This window comes from Actinorhabdospora filicis (genome assembly GCF_030269765.1).
GTDB lineage: Bacteria > Actinomycetota > Actinomycetes > Mycobacteriales > Micromonosporaceae > Actinorhabdospora > Actinorhabdospora filicis.
On the sequence record NZ_BSTX01000003.1, the window covers coordinates 822768 to 840174 of the forward strand.

A 17407-nucleotide genomic window follows, 5' to 3' on the forward strand; every position below is an offset into this window, starting at 1 on the left:
CCGGCGGGCCCGGGGGAGTGGGATGAGGGCATGATTCCCGACCCCGTCGTCCAGACCTCCGGCGCGCGCGAGATCGTCGCCGACCTCCACGTCGTCCCGAACAACGGCGTCCAGCTCGTGCCCAACATCGGCGTCATCGGCGGACGCGACGCCGTCCTCGTCGTCGACACCGGCATGGGCACCGCCAACGCCACCGGCGTGCTCGACTTCGCGTCCGGCATCGCCCGCGGCCGCCGCGTCTACCTCACCACCACCCACTTCCACCCCGAGCACGCCTTCGGCGCGGGCGTCTTCGCGGGCGAGGCGACCTACCTCGTCAACCGCGCCCAGGCGGAAGACCTCGCGGGCAAGGGCCCGGCCTACCTGGAGATGTTCCGCGGCTTCGGCGGAGCCATCGCCGAGCGCCTCACCGGAGTCGAGGTCCCCACCCCCGACGTGGTCTTCGACGGCGAGCACGTCCTGGACCTGGGCGGCCGCACCGTCCACCTGCGGCCCACCGGGCGCGGGCACACCCTCGGCGACCAGGTCGTGGTGGTCCCCGACGCGGGCGCGCTGTTCACCGGCGACCTCGCCGAGACCGGGCAGTTCGCGATCTTCCCGTGGTTCCCGCCCCACGACACCGACGTCTCGGGGCTCGGCTGGCTGGCGGTGCTGGAGCGCCTGGCCGCCACCGGACCGCGACTCGTGGTGCCGGGGCACGGTGAGATCGGGGACGCCCGGGTGCTCGCCGATGTGGCCGACTACCTGCGGGAGCTGCGGGACGAGGTCTGGCGCAGGTGCGGGGCGGGGGTGCCGGAGGAGGAGGTCGTCGCGGAGGTGCGGGCGGTGCTGCTGGAGCGGCACCCGGAGTGGGCGGGGCGGGAGTGGATCGAGCGGGGGGTGGGGTGTTTTTGTGCGGAGTACGGGTCTCCGTAGGACCGAGTCGACCGTGTGGTTGGTGGGCTTGCTCCCGGGCTTGATGGCTCGGGTTTACGGCCGTAGTGCTGGGGCTAGCGTCTGGGCTGCCGCGCATCCGGGTCGCGGGGCGACCCGGATGCTTGCCACTGAAGTGCCTTGTACCCCGGCGTGTGCGGACCACAGGCTGAGCCCCCACCTTCGTGTTTGAAGCCGGGTTTTAGGAGCTCGCCCTTCGCGACTGGCCGGGGCAACGGTGAAAGAGCGATTTCTCCATCTTTTCGGTCGTCGAAGTCAAGACCATCGCGGTCACCGCAACCACGCGCCGAGCCGCAAGTCTTTCGGCCAGCGTCCGACTCGGCTTTAGAGGCAGCAACGCCGGGTACGGGAATCGAGGGCAAGTGTTCCGGCCGGCCACGGCCGGAACACGCGGCAGCACCATAGCGCGGCCTGCCACGTCATAGCCCGGGTGGCCACCGTGGAGGGTGAGCCAAGAGACAAGCGCATTCGCCGGCCCACTCATCGCTGCTCGAACCCCGGCTCTACCCCTGTCCACCGCTGACCGCGAGTCCTCGGCTGAGCGTGGTCGACCGTGCCGGTGTAACACCGTGGCGGTGTTCGGCGCTGTCCGTATGGGTGCCGGGCCAGGGACGATGCCGAGGGCGCGACCCGATGCGGCCCCACTTACCCGCCGCGCTCACCCGTCCACCCCAGCCCACCAATCCGCACTGTTCATCTACTCGCACGTAACGATCTTGGAATCAACTCACCGATCGCGCCGATCGGCTCACCCTGAGCACCGTTCTGTCGAAGCTTTCGCCCTTTTCCCTGAGGGCGATGTCGGGCAAGCCCACCAAAGTGGATGGTGGATGCTCGTCCGAACGGGCGAGTGGTGATGGTTCGTACCGGCGTTGCCCCCGGCCGGTCGGTGAGAGGATCTGCGATGACCCGCATTGGCTGTGTCGTGGTGGTGGCTCTTGTGACCCGCGCGAGGTTCGCGCAGGTGGGGCCGCTGCGTGTGCCAGGCGAGCCGCGATGAACGCGGCCGCATCGAGTGAGTTGACGTGCCCGATCGCGCCGGTGGCGGCTTCGAGCCGGTTGCTGGGGATCGTGGGTCCCGGCGGGCGTGTGGTCTTCACGCCCGGGGGGCCGCGTGTGACGCGGGGGTTGCGCGCGGCGCTGGAGGACGGCCGTCCATTGGAGACGCGATTCCGGTTCCACGGGCCGTGTGCGGAGTCGGCGTGCGGACATTGGCGGGACGAGGGCGTGTGCGCGGCGATCGAGCCGGGTGAGCCGGTCCAGGACCCGCCGGAGTGCGGCATCCGGCCGACGTGCCGCTGGTGGCGGCAGTTCGGGCCGCGCGCGTGTGGCGCGTGCCCGGGTGTGGTGAGCGTGTCGGGGGCCGAGCCGCCGGTGGGTTCGCTGCGTTAGGCCGTGAGGGCCAGCGCGACGCCGCCGAGGGCGGTGGCGCGGTCGCCGAGGGCGGCGGTGGTCAGCTGTACGGCTTTGGCTGCGGCGGGCATGGCGGTGCTGGACAGGCCCGTCCGGAGGGTCTCCAGGAACAGGTCGGCGGCCCCGCCCAGTTCGCCGCCGACGGCTATGACCTCGGGGTTCACCAGGTTCACCAGGCCGCCGAGGGCGATGCCGAGGTGCCCGCCCGCGTCGTTCAGGACGCGGCGCAGCCCGGCGTCGCCCTCGGCGGCGCGGGTGGTGAGCTCGCGCAGGCCGGTCAGGCCGGGGTGGGTGTGGCGGACGTGGTCTAGCAGCGCGCGGCCGCCCACGTACAGCTCCAGGCAGCCGCGGTTCCCGCAACGGCAGACGGGACCGTGCGAGTCGAGGGTGACGTGCCCGAGTTCCCCGGCGGTGCCGGTGATGCCGCGGAACAGGTTGCCGTCGAAGACGAGCCCGGCGCCGACGCCGGTGGCGAGCTTGACGTAGACGAAGACCGACGCGCCTCGTCCCGCGCCCCAGCGCTGTTCGCCGAGGGCGCCGAGGTTGGCGTCGTTGTCGGCGACGACGGGGACGCCGAGGCGGCCGGACAACTCGGCGGCGGGCGCCAGGTGCGCCCACGCGGGCAGGAGTGTCGGTGAGCCGAGGCCGCCTGCGCGGGTGAGGGGGCCGGGGACGCCGAGGCCGAGGCCGACGATGTCCTCTCTGGACGCGCCCAGCTCGGCCAGCGCGGTGTCCACCATGGACGCGGTGTGGTCCAGGACCATCACCGGGTGGTCGTCGGCGTCGCGGTCGAGGCGCTCCTCCAGCTCGGTGAGGACGTGGGAGCCCAGGTCGGCCAGCAGGACGCGGACGTGGCGGCGGCCGACGTCGACTCCGGCGGCGATGCCGGCCGCGCGGGTCAGCGCGACGCGGGCGGCGCGGCGGCCTCCGGTGGCGGGGGCGTCCTCTTTGGACTCCTCGGCGGCGAGCCCGGCGTCGATGAGCTCGGTGACGGCCGCCGAGACCGTCGGGCGCGACAGTCCGGTGTGGGACACGATGTGCGCGCGGGTGCCGGGGCCGCCCTCGCGGAGCGCGCGGGCGACGCGGAGGGTGTTGCCGCGCAGGGCCTCCCGCCACAGGACGGCGGGGGACGCGGAGGCGAAGGGGTGGGTCGGCACGGCGCGATCCTCCGTCGGGCGGGCGACTTCTGTCAAGGCGAGTTCCGGCAAATCCCGACAGAAGTTGGTCCACATTGCCCGGACGCGACCGTTTCGGATCGTCGAGCCGTCGCTCACTTAACGGGTTGGCAACAAGCACAGGTCAACAGTTGACATATGAAGAGCTCACATGGTGAGGTTCAGCCGTTGCACGCAACCAACACCCGGAGGTGTGTCATGGGCCTCAGCCGCAGAGGTTTAATCGCGCTGGCCACGGTGGCGGCTCTGGCCGTCCTGCCGGCCTGCTCCAAGGACGCCGGTCAGGACGGCGGCGGCGGAGACAACAAGTCCGTCGAGGTCTTCTCGTGGTGGACCGGTCCCGGTGAGGAAGAGGGCCTCGCCGCGATGATCGCCGACTTCAAGGCGAAGAATTCCGGCATCGAGTTCAAGAACGCGGCGGTCTCCGGCGGTGCCGGATCCAACGCCAAGGCGATCCTGCAGACCCGGCTCAAGGACGGCGACGCGCCCGACTCCTACCAGCGGCACGCCGGCCTGGAGCTGCAGGACGACATCAAGAACGGGTGGGTCTCCGACATCACCTACCTGTACGACTCCGAGGGCTGGAAGAACGTCTTCCCCAAGCAGCTCCTCGACTACCTGACCATCGACGGCAAGATCTACGCCGTCCCGGTCAACATCCACCGCTCCAACCTCATGTGGAGCAACCCCAAGGCGCTCAAGGACATGGGTGTGGAGTCGACGCCCAAGACCTGGTCGGAGTTCCTGACCGTCGCCGAGAAGATCAAGGGCAAGGGCAAGATCCCGCTGGCCATCGGCCCCGGCTGGACGCAGAAGCACCTGCTGGAGAACGTCCTGCTCGGCGAGCTCGGCAAGGCCGGTTACGACGGTCTGTGGAACGGCACCACCGACTGGACCGGTCCTGCGGCCACCAAGGCCCTGGAGACCTACAAGAAGGTGCTGGAGTACTCCGACATCAGCTCCGCCTCCGCCGACTGGCAGCCGATGATCGACAAGGTCGTCTCCGGTCAGGCCGCCTTCGCGGTCATGGGCGACTGGGCCGACGCCTACCTCAAGGGCGACAAGAAGCTCAAGTTCAATGAGGACTACCAGGTGACGGCCTCGCCGGGCACCGACGGGATCTTCAACTTCCTGTCCGACTCCTTCACGCTGCCGGTCAAGGCGAAGAACAAGACCGCGGCCGAGGCGTGGCTGAAGGAGGCCGGGTCCAAGAGCGGCCAGGACGCCTTCAACCCGAAGAAGGGCTCGGTCCCGGCGCGCACCGACGGCGACGCGGCCCTGTACACCGACTACCTCCAGTTCGCCCTCCAGCAGTGGCAGGGCACCAAGGACGGCTCGGTGCAGCTGGTCGGCTCGCTGGCGCACGGCGTGGTGGCGAACAACGCCTGGAACGCCGAGATCGACACCGCGCTCGGTCTGTTCATGCAGGACCACGACGTGGCGAAGTTCGCCGCGGCGGTCAAGCAGAAGTACACCGACACCAAGTAACGGCGACCGGGGCCGCCGCGAGGCGGCCCCGGTACTCCACCGCGGTTCGTCTCAAGACGGTGCCTCGTTTCAAAGCGATGGAGCATTCCCATGCGACGCTTCCGGCGCTGGGGTCCGGCGCTGCTGCTGGTCTCCCCGTCCCTGCTGCTGATCGGCCTGTTCGTCTACGGCTTCGCCGGGTGGAACGCGAAGGTGTCCACCAGCACCTCGCGCGGCTACCAGATCAGTGACGACTACATCGGCACCGACAACTACGAGAAGTTGTTCGCCGACGAGCGCTTCGGGCTGGACGTCCGCAACGTCCTCATCTTCACCCTGGTGTTCGTGCTCGGCGCGATGGCGACCGGTCTGGTGCTGGCGCTGCTGCTGGAGCGCGGGATCCGCTTCGAGTCCTTCTTCCGCAGTTCCTTCATCTTCCCGATGGCGCTGTCGCTGATCGCGGTGGGCATCGTGTGGCGGTGGCTGCTGAAGGGCGGTGAGCCGGTCGGCGGCCTGAACAAGGTCTTCGACTCGCTGGGGCTCGATTTCCTGGTGGGCGACTGGTACCAGTCGGGTTCGAGCTGGGCCATCGCCTCGATCGCGCTCCCGGCGGGCTGGGCGCTGTCCGGTTACATCATGGCCCTGTTCCTGGCCGGGATCCGGGGCGTGCCCGACGAGCTGCGCGAGGCCGCGCGGGTCGACGGCGCCAACGAGCCGCGCGTGTTCTGGCACATCGTGCGGCCGATGCTGTGGCCGGTGGTGATGAGCGCGCTGGTGATCCTGGCGCACATCTCGCTGAAGACCTTCGACCTGCTGCTGGCGATCGTCCCCAAGGGCAACCTCGGGCTGGACACCCCGGCGATGTACATGTGGTACACCAGCTTCGACGGCGGCTTCTACGGGCGCGGCGCGACGATCGCCACGCTGCTGCTGGCCGGGATCGCGCTGGTGATCGTGCCCTACATCTGGTACTCGGTGCGATCGGAGCGTAAGAAGTGAGCGCCGCGACCCTGGACGACACCACCGTCCCCAAAGGACAGACCCCCCGGAAGGGGCACGGCCGGATCCGCTCGCGCTGGGCGCCCTACGTCACGGTGCTCAAGTACGCGCTGCTGCTGTTCTTCCTCGTGTTCTTCCTGATGCCGGTCTACGCCCTGGTGGTGACCTCGCTGAAGGATCCCGCCGAGGTGGGTGTGGACACGGTGTGGAACCTGCCGTCCACATTGTCCTTCGACTCCTTCGCCACGGTGTGGCCGAAGCTGCAGGACGGCCTGGTCAACAGCCTGATGCTGGCGATCCCGGCGAGCCTGATCTCCTCGCTGCTGGGCGCGGCCAACGGCTTCGTGCTGTCCAAGTGGCGCTTCCCCGGCGCCGACTTCGTCTTCCCGTTGATCCTGTTCGGGATGTTCATCCCGTACCAGTCGGTGCTGATCCCGATGACGGAGACGATGTCCTTCCTCGGGCTCAAGGGCGGCCTGGACGGGCTGATCCTGGTGCACATCATCTACGGCCTGCCGCTGACCACGCTGATCTTCCGCAGCTACTTCGCCGGGATCTCCGACGAGATCGTGGAGGCCGCCGAGGTCGACGGCGCGGGCATGCTCCGGACGTTCTTCCACGTCGCGCTGCCGGTGGCGCCACCGGCGTTCGCGGTGGCCATCATCTGGCAGTTCACCTCCGCCTGGAACGACTTCCTGTTCGGGGCGGTGCTCACCACCAACCGCGCCTACTGGCCGGTGACGATCGCCCTCAACAACATCGCCGGCGGGCAGGCCGTGCCGTTCAACGAGGCGATGGCCTCGGCGCTGATCGCCTGCCTCCCGACGCTGCTGGTCTACATCCTGCTGGGCCGCTTCTTCATGCGCGGCCTGATGGCGGGAGCGCTGAAAGGATGAACGTGGACATCACCAACGCCGAGGCCGCCGGGATCACCCTGGACGGGGTGGACAAGGTCTACCGCGGCGGCGTCAAGGCGGTCAGCGGTGTGGACCTGACGATCGACCCCGGCGAGTTCATGGTCCTGGTCGGGCCCTCCGGGTGCGGCAAGTCGACGCTGCTGCGCATGATCGCCGGGCTGGAGGAGGTCACCGCCGGTCGCGTCCACATCGGAGACACCGACGTCACCAACAAGCTGCCCCAGCAGCGCGACGTGGCGATGGTCTTCCAGAGCTACGCGCTCTACCCGCGCATGTCGGTGCGCCGCAACATGGAGTTCGGGCTGCGGATGCGCGGCACCAAGGCCGCCGAGCGCAAGGCCCGCGCCGCCGAGGTCGCCGAGACCCTCGGCCTGGCGCACCTGCTGGAGCGGCGCCCGGCGGCGCTGTCCGGCGGGCAGCGGCAGCGCGTGGCGATGGGCCGGGCGATCGTCCGGCGCCCCAAGGTGTTCCTCATGGACGAGCCGCTGTCCAATCTGGACGCCAAGCTGCGGGTCAGCATGCGCGCCGAACTGTCGCGCCTGCACCAGCGCCTCGGGGTCACCACCGTCTACGTCACCCACGACCAGATCGAGGCGATGACGCTCGGGCAGCGGGTGGCGGTGCTGCGCGACGGCGTTCTCCAGCAGTGCGACACGCCCGCGAACCTGTTCCACAAGCCGGTGAACCTGTTCGTGGCGGCCTTCATCGGCTCGCCGGGCATGAACTTCGTGTCCGCGCGCGTCGAGGGCGGCCGGGTCGGGTTCGGCGGGCTGTCGATCCCGGTTCCCGAGGGCAGGACGCTCGCCGACGGCGAGGTGATCCTGGGCGTGCGGCCCACCGGCATCACCCTGCCGGGCGAGGGCCGCCCGGCCCTCACCGCCGTCCCGGAGGTCATCGAGGACCTCGGCGACGAACGGCACGTGGTATTCCCGGTGGCCGCGCCGCGCGTGGACACCGACGCCACCCGCGCGGCGGTGGACGCCGAGTCCGCCGACGACGTCCTGCTCCCCGACGACCACGCCCGCTTCACCGTGAAGCTCCCGATCGACGTGCCGGTGACCCTCGGGGAACCGCTGGAACTGGCCATCAACCCGGCGCGCCTGCACTTCTTCGACCCCGCGACCGGCGCCGCGCTCTGATCCTCCCGGAGCGCGCGGGCGCACCGTCCCGTGGAACCGGGCCACAGCCGGTTCCACGGGACGGCGGAGGTCAGTCGGGCGGCCGGACCAGGCCCGTCTCGTAGGCGTAGACGACCACGTGCGCCCGGTCGCGCGCGCCGATCTTCACCATCGCCCGGCTCACGTGCGTCTTGGCGGTGGCCGGACTGATGTAGAGCCGCGTGGCGATGTCGTCATTGGACAGTCCACGCGCGACCAGCGCCACCACCTCCGTCTCGCGCGGCGTCAGCCCCGGCGCCGCCCCCGACATCGCCAGCGGCGGACGGGCGGTGAACTCCTCGATCAGCCGCCGCGTGACGGCCGGCGACAGCAACGCGTCGCCGCGCGCGGCGTCCCGCACCGCGCGCACCATGTCCTCCGGCTCGATGTCCTTCACCAGGAACCCGCTCGCCCCGGCCCGCAGCGCGTTGTACACGTACTCGTCGAGGCCGTGATTGGTCAGCATGACCACCCGGACGCCCGCCAGCTCCGGGTCGGCGGCGATGCGGCGGGCGGCCTCGATGCCGTCCATCACCGGCATCTGCACGTCCAGCAGGACCACGTCGGGCCTGGTCTCGGCCGCCAGCGCGACCGCCTCGGCGCCGTGCGCGGCCTCGCCGACCACCTCGATGTCGTCCTCGTCGTCCAGCAGCGCCCGGAACCCGCCCCGGATGAGCGGCTGGTCGTCGGCGAGCATCACCCGGATCATCGCACCGCTCCCGCCATCGCCAGGGGCAGCACCGCGCGGACGGCGAAGCCGCCCCCGGCGGTGGGCGCCGCCGAGAGCCGCCCGCCGAGGGCGGTCACGCGCTCGCGCATCCCGATGAGCCCGATGCCCGGCACCGGTGGGCTGGCCGTGTCGCCGCGACCGGCGTCGGTGACCGCCACGGTGAGCTCGACGTCCCCATAGGACACCTCCACCTCGGCCGCGGAGGCCCCGGAGTGCCGGGCCACGTTGGTGAGCGCCTCCTGCACCACCCGGAACGCCGCGAGGTCCACATCGGAGGGCAGCGGGAACGCCTCGCCCACGATGGACAGCGCGGCGGTCACGCCCGCCGCGCGGCTGTCGGCGATCAGGCGCGGCAGGTCGGCCAGGCCCGCGCCGGGAGCGGTGTCGTCGGGATCGCGCAGGACCTCCAGGGTCCGGCGCAGCTCGCGGGTGGCGGTGCGGCTGGCGTCCCGGATCGCCACCAGCGAATCGGGGACGTCGTCGCCGCGCTTGGCGGCCAGGTGCACCGCGACGCCCGCCTGGACCTTGATGACCGAGATGGCGTGCGTGAGGGTGTCGTGCAGTTCGCGGGCGATGCGCAGCCGCTCCTGCCCGGCGCGGCGGCGGGCGACCTCCTCGCGCGTGCGCACCGCCTCGGCCGCGCGCGCCTCGACCTGCGCCACGTACTCCCGGCGCTGCCGGGTGACCTTGCCCAGCACCCAGGCGGCCAGGAACCAGCCGACCGGCAGGAACGCCGTCTGCACCACGTCGCGCACGGTCTGTCCCGGCTGCGGCGTCAGGACGGCCTTGGTCACCACCGCCAGCAGCGGCGGATCGACCAGCAGCGCCGCCAGCAGGCCGTGCCCGGCGTCGGTGGCGGTGAACACCGCCACCAGCAACGGAACCGTCGCCACCATCCCCGGACCGGTCAGCAGCGAGTAGGCGACCAGCCCCACCAGCGTCGCCACCAGCACCGCGCGCGGGAAACGCCGCCGCACGGCCAGGACACCGCCGTACACGACGGCCACCGCCAGCGCGCCGAACCGCACTCCACCGGGCATCAGAAGGACGTCGGTGACCAGCGTGGCGACGGCGGTCGCCGCCAGCGCGGGATCGACCCAGTTGCGAGGACGCGAGACCATGTGGGCACCGTAGAACACCCCGCGCCCCGGCACGTCATCCGCGGAACCGAGATCACACGTACTCCCCACGCGGTAGAGCTTTTCGCCGTCTGCTCCACCGTGGGCATGAGATAAGTCCACCGCTCGGGCGACGACTCCGGGCCCGGATGGGCCGATCATGACGCGGTGACTCCCGACGACCTCATCGCGGCGACCGGCACCGACGGCCACGACTGGATCCTCACCGTCGGCTGCGGCGACGGAACCGACGCCCGCGCCGCCGCCCGCCACGCCGTCCACGGGCACGTCCTGTGCCTGGACGCCTCACCCCGCGCCCTCGCCCGCGCCGCCCGCCACGGCGACGCGGCCAACCTCCGCTACCGGCTGGGCGACATCGAGACCTGCGAGCTGCCCGAGGGCGATTTCGACGTGGCGGTGACGCGCCTGCGTCCCGGTGCCTTCGCCGACCCGGTGGCCGCCTACCGCAACATCGCCCGCGCGCTCGCGCCGATGGGGACGCTGGTGATCGCCGGGGACGGCGACCCGGCGAGCCTGGAGGAGGTTCTCGGGCTCGCCGGGTTCGGGCCGGTGTGGGTCAGTGGAGGGGAGCGGGACGGGGTGACGGTGGCGGTGCGGAGGTGACGGGGATGAGCAGGACCGCCAGCGCCAGCCCCAGGAGCAACCCGGCGAGCACCGGCGGTCCGCCGTAGCCGTGCTCGATGTCGAACAACCGGTAGAGGCCGGGCCCGAGGGGCTGGACGACGATCTGCCCGAGCTGGCTCACCGGCCAGCCCACCAGTGGCGCCAGCACCGCGCTCAGCGCGAGGTGCCACCAGCGGAAGACGCCCGTCGCGCACTGGACGACCACGACGAGGAAGATCAGCGAGAGCCCGTCGAACCACGTGTACAGCGGGACGAAGTCCGACTGCAGGACCGTCGCGGCCGCCACGGCCGCGGCCATGGCGGCGGGAGCGGCCCACACCGTCCACGTCGGCAGCGGGGCGCGGCGAGCCGAGACCGCGCCCGCCCACGCGAGCACCGCGAAGAGGGCGCCGATGGCCAGGACGAGCCCGTCCCAGCCCGGGCCGGAGGCGTCGGCGGGGTAGGAGCCGAGGAGCACGGTCGTCATGATCGCGGCGACGACGCCGAGTCCGGCCTTGAGGACACGGCCGCCGGGGATCGACAGGAGCGCGGCGAGCAGGACCAGCGTCACCGAGGCCGCCCGCAGGTTCCACACCCCGATGCCGGGGCCGTACGCGGGATCGGGCATCGGATGGGTGAAGGCGAGGAAGGCCACCGCGATCGACACCGGCAGCGCGCCCCAGGCCAGCCAGAGGCCCTCCCGGCGCGCGGGCGCGGCGGGACGGGCGGCGGGCGCTGCGGCGAACCGGCCGTGGATTCCGGCGAACGCGTAGGCGAGCCCGAAGATGATGAGCGTGGCCAGCTGCCGCAGAGCCGGGGCGGCCTCAGTGGCGAGCGTGGCGGTGTCCGAGGCCGAGGCGAAGGTCGTCGTGACCATCGCCTCGGGGAAGAGCCGGATCATGTCGGCCGGGCCCGCTCCGGTCAGGAAGAGGTACGGCATCGACAGCGCCATCCCGGCCAGATCGATGATGATGAGCCCACCGGCGACGGTGACGGCCGCGGCGATCGCGCGGCGCCGGCGGGCGATGAGCACCAGGCCCGCGCACAGCAGGCCGGATCCACCGAGGACGAGGACCACCAGCGGCGTGCGCTCGAAGGCCAGGACGGGAAAGTAATAGCCGTTGCCGATGTTGCGGGGGCCCACGAACGCGATCGCGAGGAGCGCGATGACGACGGGCGCGATCGCGTTGAGAAGCGGGCGGCGCCGCGAGACCGGTGCGCACCTGAAGGCGAGCGCGCCGAAGACGGCGGACAGCGCCAGTGCCAGGAGATTCGCCGTGAGCAGGATCGGCCACGCCGCCGCGTGGATGCCCTCGGTCTCGGTGCGCTCGCCGAAGTACCCGGTGGTGAAGGCGGGGAACTGCTCGGCCAGCTGGGGCAGCAGGAGTACGGCGATGGTCATGGCGAGCAGCGGGGCCAGGCGCCGCGCGCCTCCCGGTGTCGCCTCACGCAGTCGCGTGAAGAACCCCGGTGGCTCGTCCACCGGCGGTGTGGCGGCCAGGCTCGCGCCGAAGCGCAGCCGCCGCCAGGCGCGGCTTAAAGTCCCGCGCTCGGGGTCGTTGCCGATGGCGTGGATCTCGGCGTTCCATTCTCCGGTCATGTCCTCCCTCATCTCTTCGGGCCAGTTCAGGGCCGCGCGGGCGATCAGGCGGCCGGTGAGGCGGTCGACGACGGTCATGGGCGTTCTCCCCGTGGTGAAGGGTCAGACGGTGGGCAGGGGCTGCCAGGCGGGACGCGGCGGCAGGGCCACGCGTTCGCGCATCGCCCGGGCGGTGATCAGGGCGTATCCGGTGGCGATGGCCAGGACGGTGACGAAGGTGCCGATGCCGTCCCAGGCGCCGGCGAAACCGGCTCCGGCGAGCAGGTACTCCTCGGCGGCGAAGCCCGGCACCATGAGGATGTAGAAGACGGCGATCTGCGCGGGTATCGAGACGATGGCGGCCAGCACCCAGCGGATGCCGCTCAGCCACGGGCGGCGGGGGCGGTTCCAGGCGATGAGGACGGTGATCGCGATCGTCCACGGCCCGCAGATGAGGGCGAGGAGGACGGGAATCTCGCTGGGGAGTCCGCTGACCGCGCCGATCGCGGCGAAGGCCAGTACGGACAGTGTGGCGAGTACGGCCCCGGTGGTCCGGCGGAGTGGCCGGATGCGGGCGGAGAGCGCGGCGACGACGGCCATGGCGGCGAGGCCGCCGCAGATGACGGCGGTGCCCAGGGGCAGGCCCCAGGGTGTCGGCGGATCGGTGTCGATGGTGTCGGGCCAGGTGGCCTGGAGGTAGAGGGCGGGGGCCGTCACGGCGGCGAAGAGGGCGATGACGATGCGGCCGCGCCGCACCGATTGGGGTGTGGCGGTGCCGCGCACGTTCACCCCGAGCCACCACGCGGCCCAGCTGGTGAGGCCGCCGGTCGCGGCGGCGATGGCGGCGGTGGTCGGCTCGGGCAGGCCGGTGCCGGAGAGGGCCTTGTCGGCGACGACGAGGACGAAACCGGCCAGGAGCGCGGGCCAGAGCGCGCGGCCGCGTCCGGTGAGGGCGAAGGCGAGGCCGAGGACGGCGAGGGTGATCGCGGCGAGCCGGACCTCGTAGGTCCAGATGCCGAACTCCGGATCGGCCTGGTAGCGGACGACGCGGGACGGCAGGAACGCCAGTGCGGCGGCCCAGGTGGCGAGCGCGACGCCGGTCAGCGCGAGGGCGATGGGACGGCCCCGGCGTACCGGCGCGACGGGCACGGGGACCGCGACCTTGGTGGCGCGGGCGGCGGGGGCCGGGATCGCGGTCCGCACGGTGTAGCAGACGATCAGGAGCAGCCCGAGCATCATGCCGATGACCACGCTGGACAGCCACCAGGCGATCTCGATGTCGCTGTCGGGCGCTCGCCCCGCGTTGGGACTGGGGCCGATCAGCGCCGAGGGGAACCACAGTGGACCGTGTGAGACGTCCACGCGGGCCGGATCGATGTAGGGACCGGCGTCGTAGGTCGAGCCGCCCTCGCCGACGCCGAGGACGCGCGCGGCGGCCTGGCGCAGGCCGATCTCGATGCACGCCAGGTCGAACAGGATGAGGCCGAGACCGACGCCCAGGACGCGGCCCAGCCAGAGCAGCCCGCCCCGCGCGATGAGGACCGCGCCGACGCAGACGATGCCGGCGGTCGCCGCCCACATCCCGACCGCGACGGTCTGGACGGGCCCGCTGCCGAAGAGCAGGGTCTGGGTCGTCATTCCGGCGGCCACGGCCGCCACCGCGGCCAGTGTCCACAGGAGACGGGAGGCGGCCGTGCGCGGTCCCCGGGCGACGGGGTGGCGGCGGGCGAGCAGGGTGCCGAAGAGCCCGAAGGACGCGTAGGCGATCAGGGTGACCAGGATGTAGAGGCCGATGCCCAGGGGCGTGCGCTTCTCCAAGCTGGAGAAACCCGTGGTCAGTTGCTCGGCGGCACCCGCGAGGACGCTCACGGCGCCGGCCATGAGCATGGTGGCGAATCCGGCGAGGAACAGGACCAGGAACGGCCGGACCCGCCGTCCCAGGCCCGGGACGATCTCCCGCCAGCCCATGGGGACGCCGTTCTCGTCGCCGACGGGTGGGGAGGCGGCCAGGCTGAAGGCGAAGCGCAGGCGGCGCAGCCCGCCCATCACGCTCATCTCGGCCAGCCATTCGCTGGTGAGGTCCTCGCGCAGGTCTTTCGGCCAGCGGTCGGCGGCGATGCGGATCCAGTGGGAGGCGACGCCGTCGAGGAGGCTCATGCCGTCCTCGGCTTCCCCGTGGCTCCCTCGGCCTTGGACAGGTGCTGGTACAGGGCGGCCAGCTCGACGCGGGCGGCGGACACGCCGTCGGGGGTGAGGGTGTAGTAGCGGCGGGCGGGACGTCCCACGACCTCCGGGTCGATGTCCTCCCAGTGCGCGGTGACCCATTCGGCGCGCTGGAGGCGCAGCAGGATCGGGTACAGGGTTCCGCTGGGCAGCCCGGTGTCGTTCATCAGATCCAGGCCGTAGCGCTCGGCGGTGGGGTCGGCCAGGAAGGCGGCGAGGACCTTCGTCACCGCCGCGGTGATCCTGAGTTTCTCTACCATGGTCCGAACTCTACATAGGGTAGGCTCGGGCTGTCCACCCTGGACCGTGGGCGGACGCGGTGGAGGGACGCCACGGGGGCGTCCCTCCACAGTGCTGGGTGCGGGCTACCGGGTCACAGCGAACCGAAGAACGCGCGGATCTCGCCCGCGGCCAGCTCCGGCTGCTCGAAGGCGAAGAAGTGCCCGCCCCGCTCCGGCCGGCTCCACCGGCGCAGATCGGTGGTGGAGCGCGCGGCGATCGAGCGCGGCGCGCCCTGCGTGCCCGGCTCGTTGGACAGCGCGACGGCGGTCGGCACGGTGGTGACCGGACGCGGGTTCATCAGGTCGTAGTCGTGGTACTGGCGGAAGGACTCGCCGATGGTCCCGGTGACCCAGTAGAGGGTCACCACCGTCAGCAGCGAGTCGCGGTCCCAGATCGACTCCAGCTCGCCGCCGTGGTCGGTCCAGTCCCGGTACTTGTCGGCGATCCAGGCCAGCAGGCCCGACGGCGAGTCGATCAGCGCGGCGGCGATGGTGTCCGGCCGCATCCACATGATCTCGCTGTAGCCCTGGTCGATCTTGGTGTCGTAGTTGTGGAGGTGGTCGATGAACGCCTGCTCCTCCTCGTTCGGCGCCGGATCGAACGTGGCGGGGAACTGCGGGAAGAGCGTCTGGACGCCGATCAGGCTCTGCGGGTACTTCGCGCCCAGCCAGGCGGTGACGCCGCCGCCGATGTCGCCGCCGAAGGCCGCGAAGCGCTCGTAGCCGAGCACCCGCGTCATCAGCTCGTGCCAGCGGTCGGCGATCGTCTCGCGGGTGGTCAGGCCCTCAAGGGACTGGGAGAACCCGAATCCCGGCAGGGACGGGACCACCACGTCGAAGACGGGCGTGGTCAGCGGGTCGGCGCCGTGCGCGCCGGGGTCGGTGAGCGGGCCGACCAGCCTGAGGTACTCGAAGTGGCTGCTGGGCCAGCCGTGCGTCAGCACCAGCGGGATCGGCTCGGGGCCACCGGGAGTCCGGACGCCCTTGACGTGGACGAAGTGGACGTTCCCGCCGCCGACCTCGGCGAGGTACTGCGGGAAGGAGTTGAGGTGCGCCTCGGCCTTGCGCCAGTCGAAGCCCTCGGCCCAGTACGCGACGATCTCGCGCAGCCAGCCCGGATCGACACCGCCGGTCCAGTGACCGCGCGCGACGCTCTCGGCGAATCGGGTGTTGCGGAGCCGGGAGCGCAGGTCTTCGAGGACGGCGTCCGGCACGGAGATGCTGAAAGTCTTCATGGGTCCTTCGAGAAATGAAGAAGAGGTGGACCCGTGATCAGCGCACGCCGAAGGGGGCACGGGCCCGGCTAACAGACCTGGACATCGGGCTCACCTCCTTCGCGTGATCGCCCTGACTCTAGCGCCACACACGACCCCGCGCACCCCGACGGCGATGTGCGCTGCGTCGCACCACCCCCCACCGGCAATGGGTGAGTCGGCGGAGGGTGAGTTGGCGGAGGGTGAGCCGGTAGAGGGGGAGTCTGAGGGTGGAGACGGAGTCGCCCCCCTCAGGAGGGAGGAGACGCCCACTGACCTCAACCACCGGCAGCGGGGGAGTCTGAGGGTGGAGACGTGTCTCCCCCTCAGGGAAGGGGAGCGCTATTTTCGACGGGTGCGCATCATCGGGATCATGTCGGGCACGTCGCACGACGCCATCGACGTAGCCGCCGCCGAATTCACCCACACCGACGGTGAACTGCGCCTGCGGCCGCTGGGTGACCTGAGCGTCGAGCACGACCCGGACCTGCGCGAGGCCCTTGTCGCCGCCCTCCCGCCCGCGCGCACCTCCTTCGCCGAGGTCTGCGCCCTCGACACCCGCCTCGGCCGGGCCTTCGCCGACGCCGCCGCCAAGGGCCTGGCCGTCCTGTGCGACGGGGAGGCCGATCTGGTCGTCTCGCACGGTCAGACCGTCTACCACTGGGTCGCCGACGGCCACGCGCACGGCACCCTCCAGATCGGGCAGCCCGCCTGGATCGCCGCGGCCACCGGCCTTCCCGTCGTGGCCGACCTGCGCTCCGCCGACATCGCCGCCGGTGGGCAGGGCGCGCCGCTGGTGCCGGTGCTGGACGCCGGTCTGCTGCGCCCCGGTCAGGCCGCGCTGAACATCGGCGGCATCGCCAACATCACCGCCATCGGGGACGCCGGGGACGTCACCGCCTACGACCTCGGCCCCGGCAACGCGCTGATCGACGCCGCCGCGCGGGAGCACTTCGGGCTGCCCTTCGACGACGGCGGGCTACTCGCCTCGGCCGGTTCGGTGGACGCCGCGCTGCTGCTGCGGCTCATCGACGAGCCCTACTACCGGATGCCGCCGCCGAAGTCGACCGGCAAGGAGCTCTTCCACGGCGGCTACGTCGCCAACCCGGGCCTGTCCGGCGCCGATCTCATCGCCACCCTCACCGAGCTCACCGCCCGCGTCATCACCACCGAGGCCGTGTGGCTGGGCGTCCGGGAGGTCTACGCCTCCGGCGGGGGAGTGCGGAACCCGGTGCTGATGGGCCGTGTCCGCGATCTGGCCGAGGGCCGTTTCGAGCTGCGCGAGACCGATGAGCTGGGCGTGCCCGCCGACGCCAAGGAGGCCTACGCCTTCGCCCTCCTGGGCTGGCTGACCTGGCACGGCCTGCCCGGCGCGCTCCCGTCGGTCACCGGCGCCTCGCGTGCGGCCGTCCTGGGCAGCATCACGCCGGGGACGGCGCCGCTGCGGCTGCCCGAGCCGCTGCCCGGGTGGAGCGGGCGGATCCGCGTCACTCCATAGTGGACGAAAGGGCGTCCTGCCCTTTCGGTCCTTACGGATC

Annotated in this window: 15 protein-coding genes; 8 read left to right on the forward strand and 7 right to left on the reverse strand. The window is 71.6% G+C overall.

The window, feature by feature from the left end:
* Window positions 1-30 precede the first annotated feature (30 nt).
* Window positions 31-915 (forward strand): MBL fold metallo-hydrolase, encoded by an 885-nt coding sequence (locus tag QSK10_RS24110; protein WP_285665219.1) that lies wholly within the window; start codon window positions 31-33, stop codon window positions 913-915.
* A 1134-nt stretch (window positions 916-2049) separates the two neighbouring features.
* Window positions 2050-2325: a hypothetical protein gene (locus tag QSK10_RS24115; protein ID WP_285665220.1), complete on the forward strand. Its 276-nt coding sequence runs from the start codon at window positions 2050-2052 to the stop codon at window positions 2323-2325.
* Here the strand turns inward: QSK10_RS24115 and QSK10_RS24120 are convergent.
* Window positions 2322-3503, reverse strand: coding sequence for an ROK family transcriptional regulator (locus tag QSK10_RS24120; protein WP_285665221.1), 1182 nt, complete (start codon window positions 3501-3503; stop codon window positions 2322-2324). The two genes, QSK10_RS24115 and QSK10_RS24120, sit on opposite strands and share 4 nt — an antisense overlap.
* 216 nt (window positions 3504-3719) lie before the next feature.
* Here QSK10_RS24120 and QSK10_RS24125 point away from each other — a divergent pair, with 216 nt between their 5' ends.
* From QSK10_RS24125 to QSK10_RS24140, 4 genes are all read left to right on the forward strand, one after another.
* A complete protein-coding gene (locus QSK10_RS24125) occupies window positions 3720-5009 on the forward strand; it encodes an ABC transporter substrate-binding protein (protein WP_285665222.1) in 1290 nt (429 codons plus the stop codon).
* A 90-nt stretch (window positions 5010-5099) separates the two neighbouring features.
* Window positions 5100-5987: a carbohydrate ABC transporter permease gene (locus QSK10_RS24130; protein WP_285665223.1), complete on the forward strand. Its 888-nt coding sequence runs from the start codon at window positions 5100-5102 to the stop codon at window positions 5985-5987.
* Entirely contained in the window at window positions 5984-6883 is a 900-nt protein-coding gene (locus tag QSK10_RS24135) for a carbohydrate ABC transporter permease (protein ID WP_285665224.1), read from the forward strand. The genes QSK10_RS24130 and QSK10_RS24135 overlap by 4 nt, the downstream gene beginning before the upstream one ends.
* 2 nt (window positions 6884-6885) lie before the next feature.
* Complete coding sequence (locus QSK10_RS24140; protein WP_285665225.1) at window positions 6886-8043, forward strand: ABC transporter ATP-binding protein; 1158 nt, start codon at window positions 6886-6888, stop codon at window positions 8041-8043.
* Window positions 8044-8113: 70 nt separating this feature from the next.
* On the opposite strand, the gene QSK10_RS24145 is transcribed toward QSK10_RS24140, so the two are convergent.
* Together QSK10_RS24145 and QSK10_RS24150 are read right to left on the reverse strand one after the other, a co-directional pair.
* Entirely contained in the window at window positions 8114-8770 is a 657-nt protein-coding gene (locus QSK10_RS24145) for a response regulator (protein ID WP_285665226.1), read from the reverse strand.
* On the reverse strand, window positions 8767-9912 hold the full coding sequence (locus QSK10_RS24150) for a sensor histidine kinase (RefSeq protein ID WP_285665227.1): 1146 nt from the start codon (window positions 9910-9912) through the stop codon (window positions 8767-8769). The genes QSK10_RS24145 and QSK10_RS24150 overlap by 4 nt, the downstream gene beginning before the upstream one ends.
* Window positions 9913-10077: 165 nt before the next feature.
* Here QSK10_RS24150 and QSK10_RS24155 point away from each other — a divergent pair, with 165 nt between their 5' ends.
* The gene (locus QSK10_RS24155; RefSeq protein WP_285665228.1) at window positions 10078-10533 is read left to right on the forward strand and encodes a class I SAM-dependent methyltransferase; all 456 of its coding nucleotides are present in this window, start codon (window positions 10078-10080) and stop codon (window positions 10531-10533) included.
* Here the strand turns inward: QSK10_RS24155 and QSK10_RS24160 are convergent.
* The 4 genes from QSK10_RS24160 to QSK10_RS24175 all read right to left on the reverse strand — a co-directional run bounded on the left by QSK10_RS24160 (window position 10487) and on the right by QSK10_RS24175 (window position 15851).
* Window positions 10487-12211 carry a hypothetical protein gene (locus tag QSK10_RS24160; RefSeq protein ID WP_285665229.1) on the reverse strand — a complete coding sequence of 575 codons (1725 nt, stop codon included), beginning with the start codon at window positions 12209-12211 and terminating at the stop codon, window positions 10487-10489. The genes QSK10_RS24155 and QSK10_RS24160 overlap by 47 nt on opposite strands.
* Before the next feature lie 24 nt (window positions 12212-12235).
* On the reverse strand, window positions 12236-14269 hold the full coding sequence (locus tag QSK10_RS24165) for a hypothetical protein (RefSeq protein ID WP_285665230.1): 2034 nt from the start codon (window positions 14267-14269) through the stop codon (window positions 12236-12238).
* Complete coding sequence (locus tag QSK10_RS24170; protein ID WP_285665231.1) at window positions 14266-14595, reverse strand: PadR family transcriptional regulator; 330 nt, start codon at window positions 14593-14595, stop codon at window positions 14266-14268. Before QSK10_RS24170 ends, QSK10_RS24165 begins: the two co-directional genes overlap by 4 nt.
* Before the next feature lie 113 nt (window positions 14596-14708).
* Window positions 14709-15851 (reverse strand): epoxide hydrolase family protein, encoded by a 1143-nt coding sequence (locus QSK10_RS24175; RefSeq protein WP_285665232.1) that lies wholly within the window; start codon window positions 15849-15851, stop codon window positions 14709-14711.
* A 373-nt stretch (window positions 15852-16224) separates the two neighbouring features.
* Here QSK10_RS24175 and QSK10_RS24180 point away from each other — a divergent pair, with 373 nt between their 5' ends.
* Complete coding sequence (locus tag QSK10_RS24180) at window positions 16225-17367, forward strand: anhydro-N-acetylmuramic acid kinase (RefSeq protein WP_285665233.1); 1143 nt, start codon at window positions 16225-16227, stop codon at window positions 17365-17367.
* Window positions 17368-17407 lie beyond the last annotated feature (40 nt).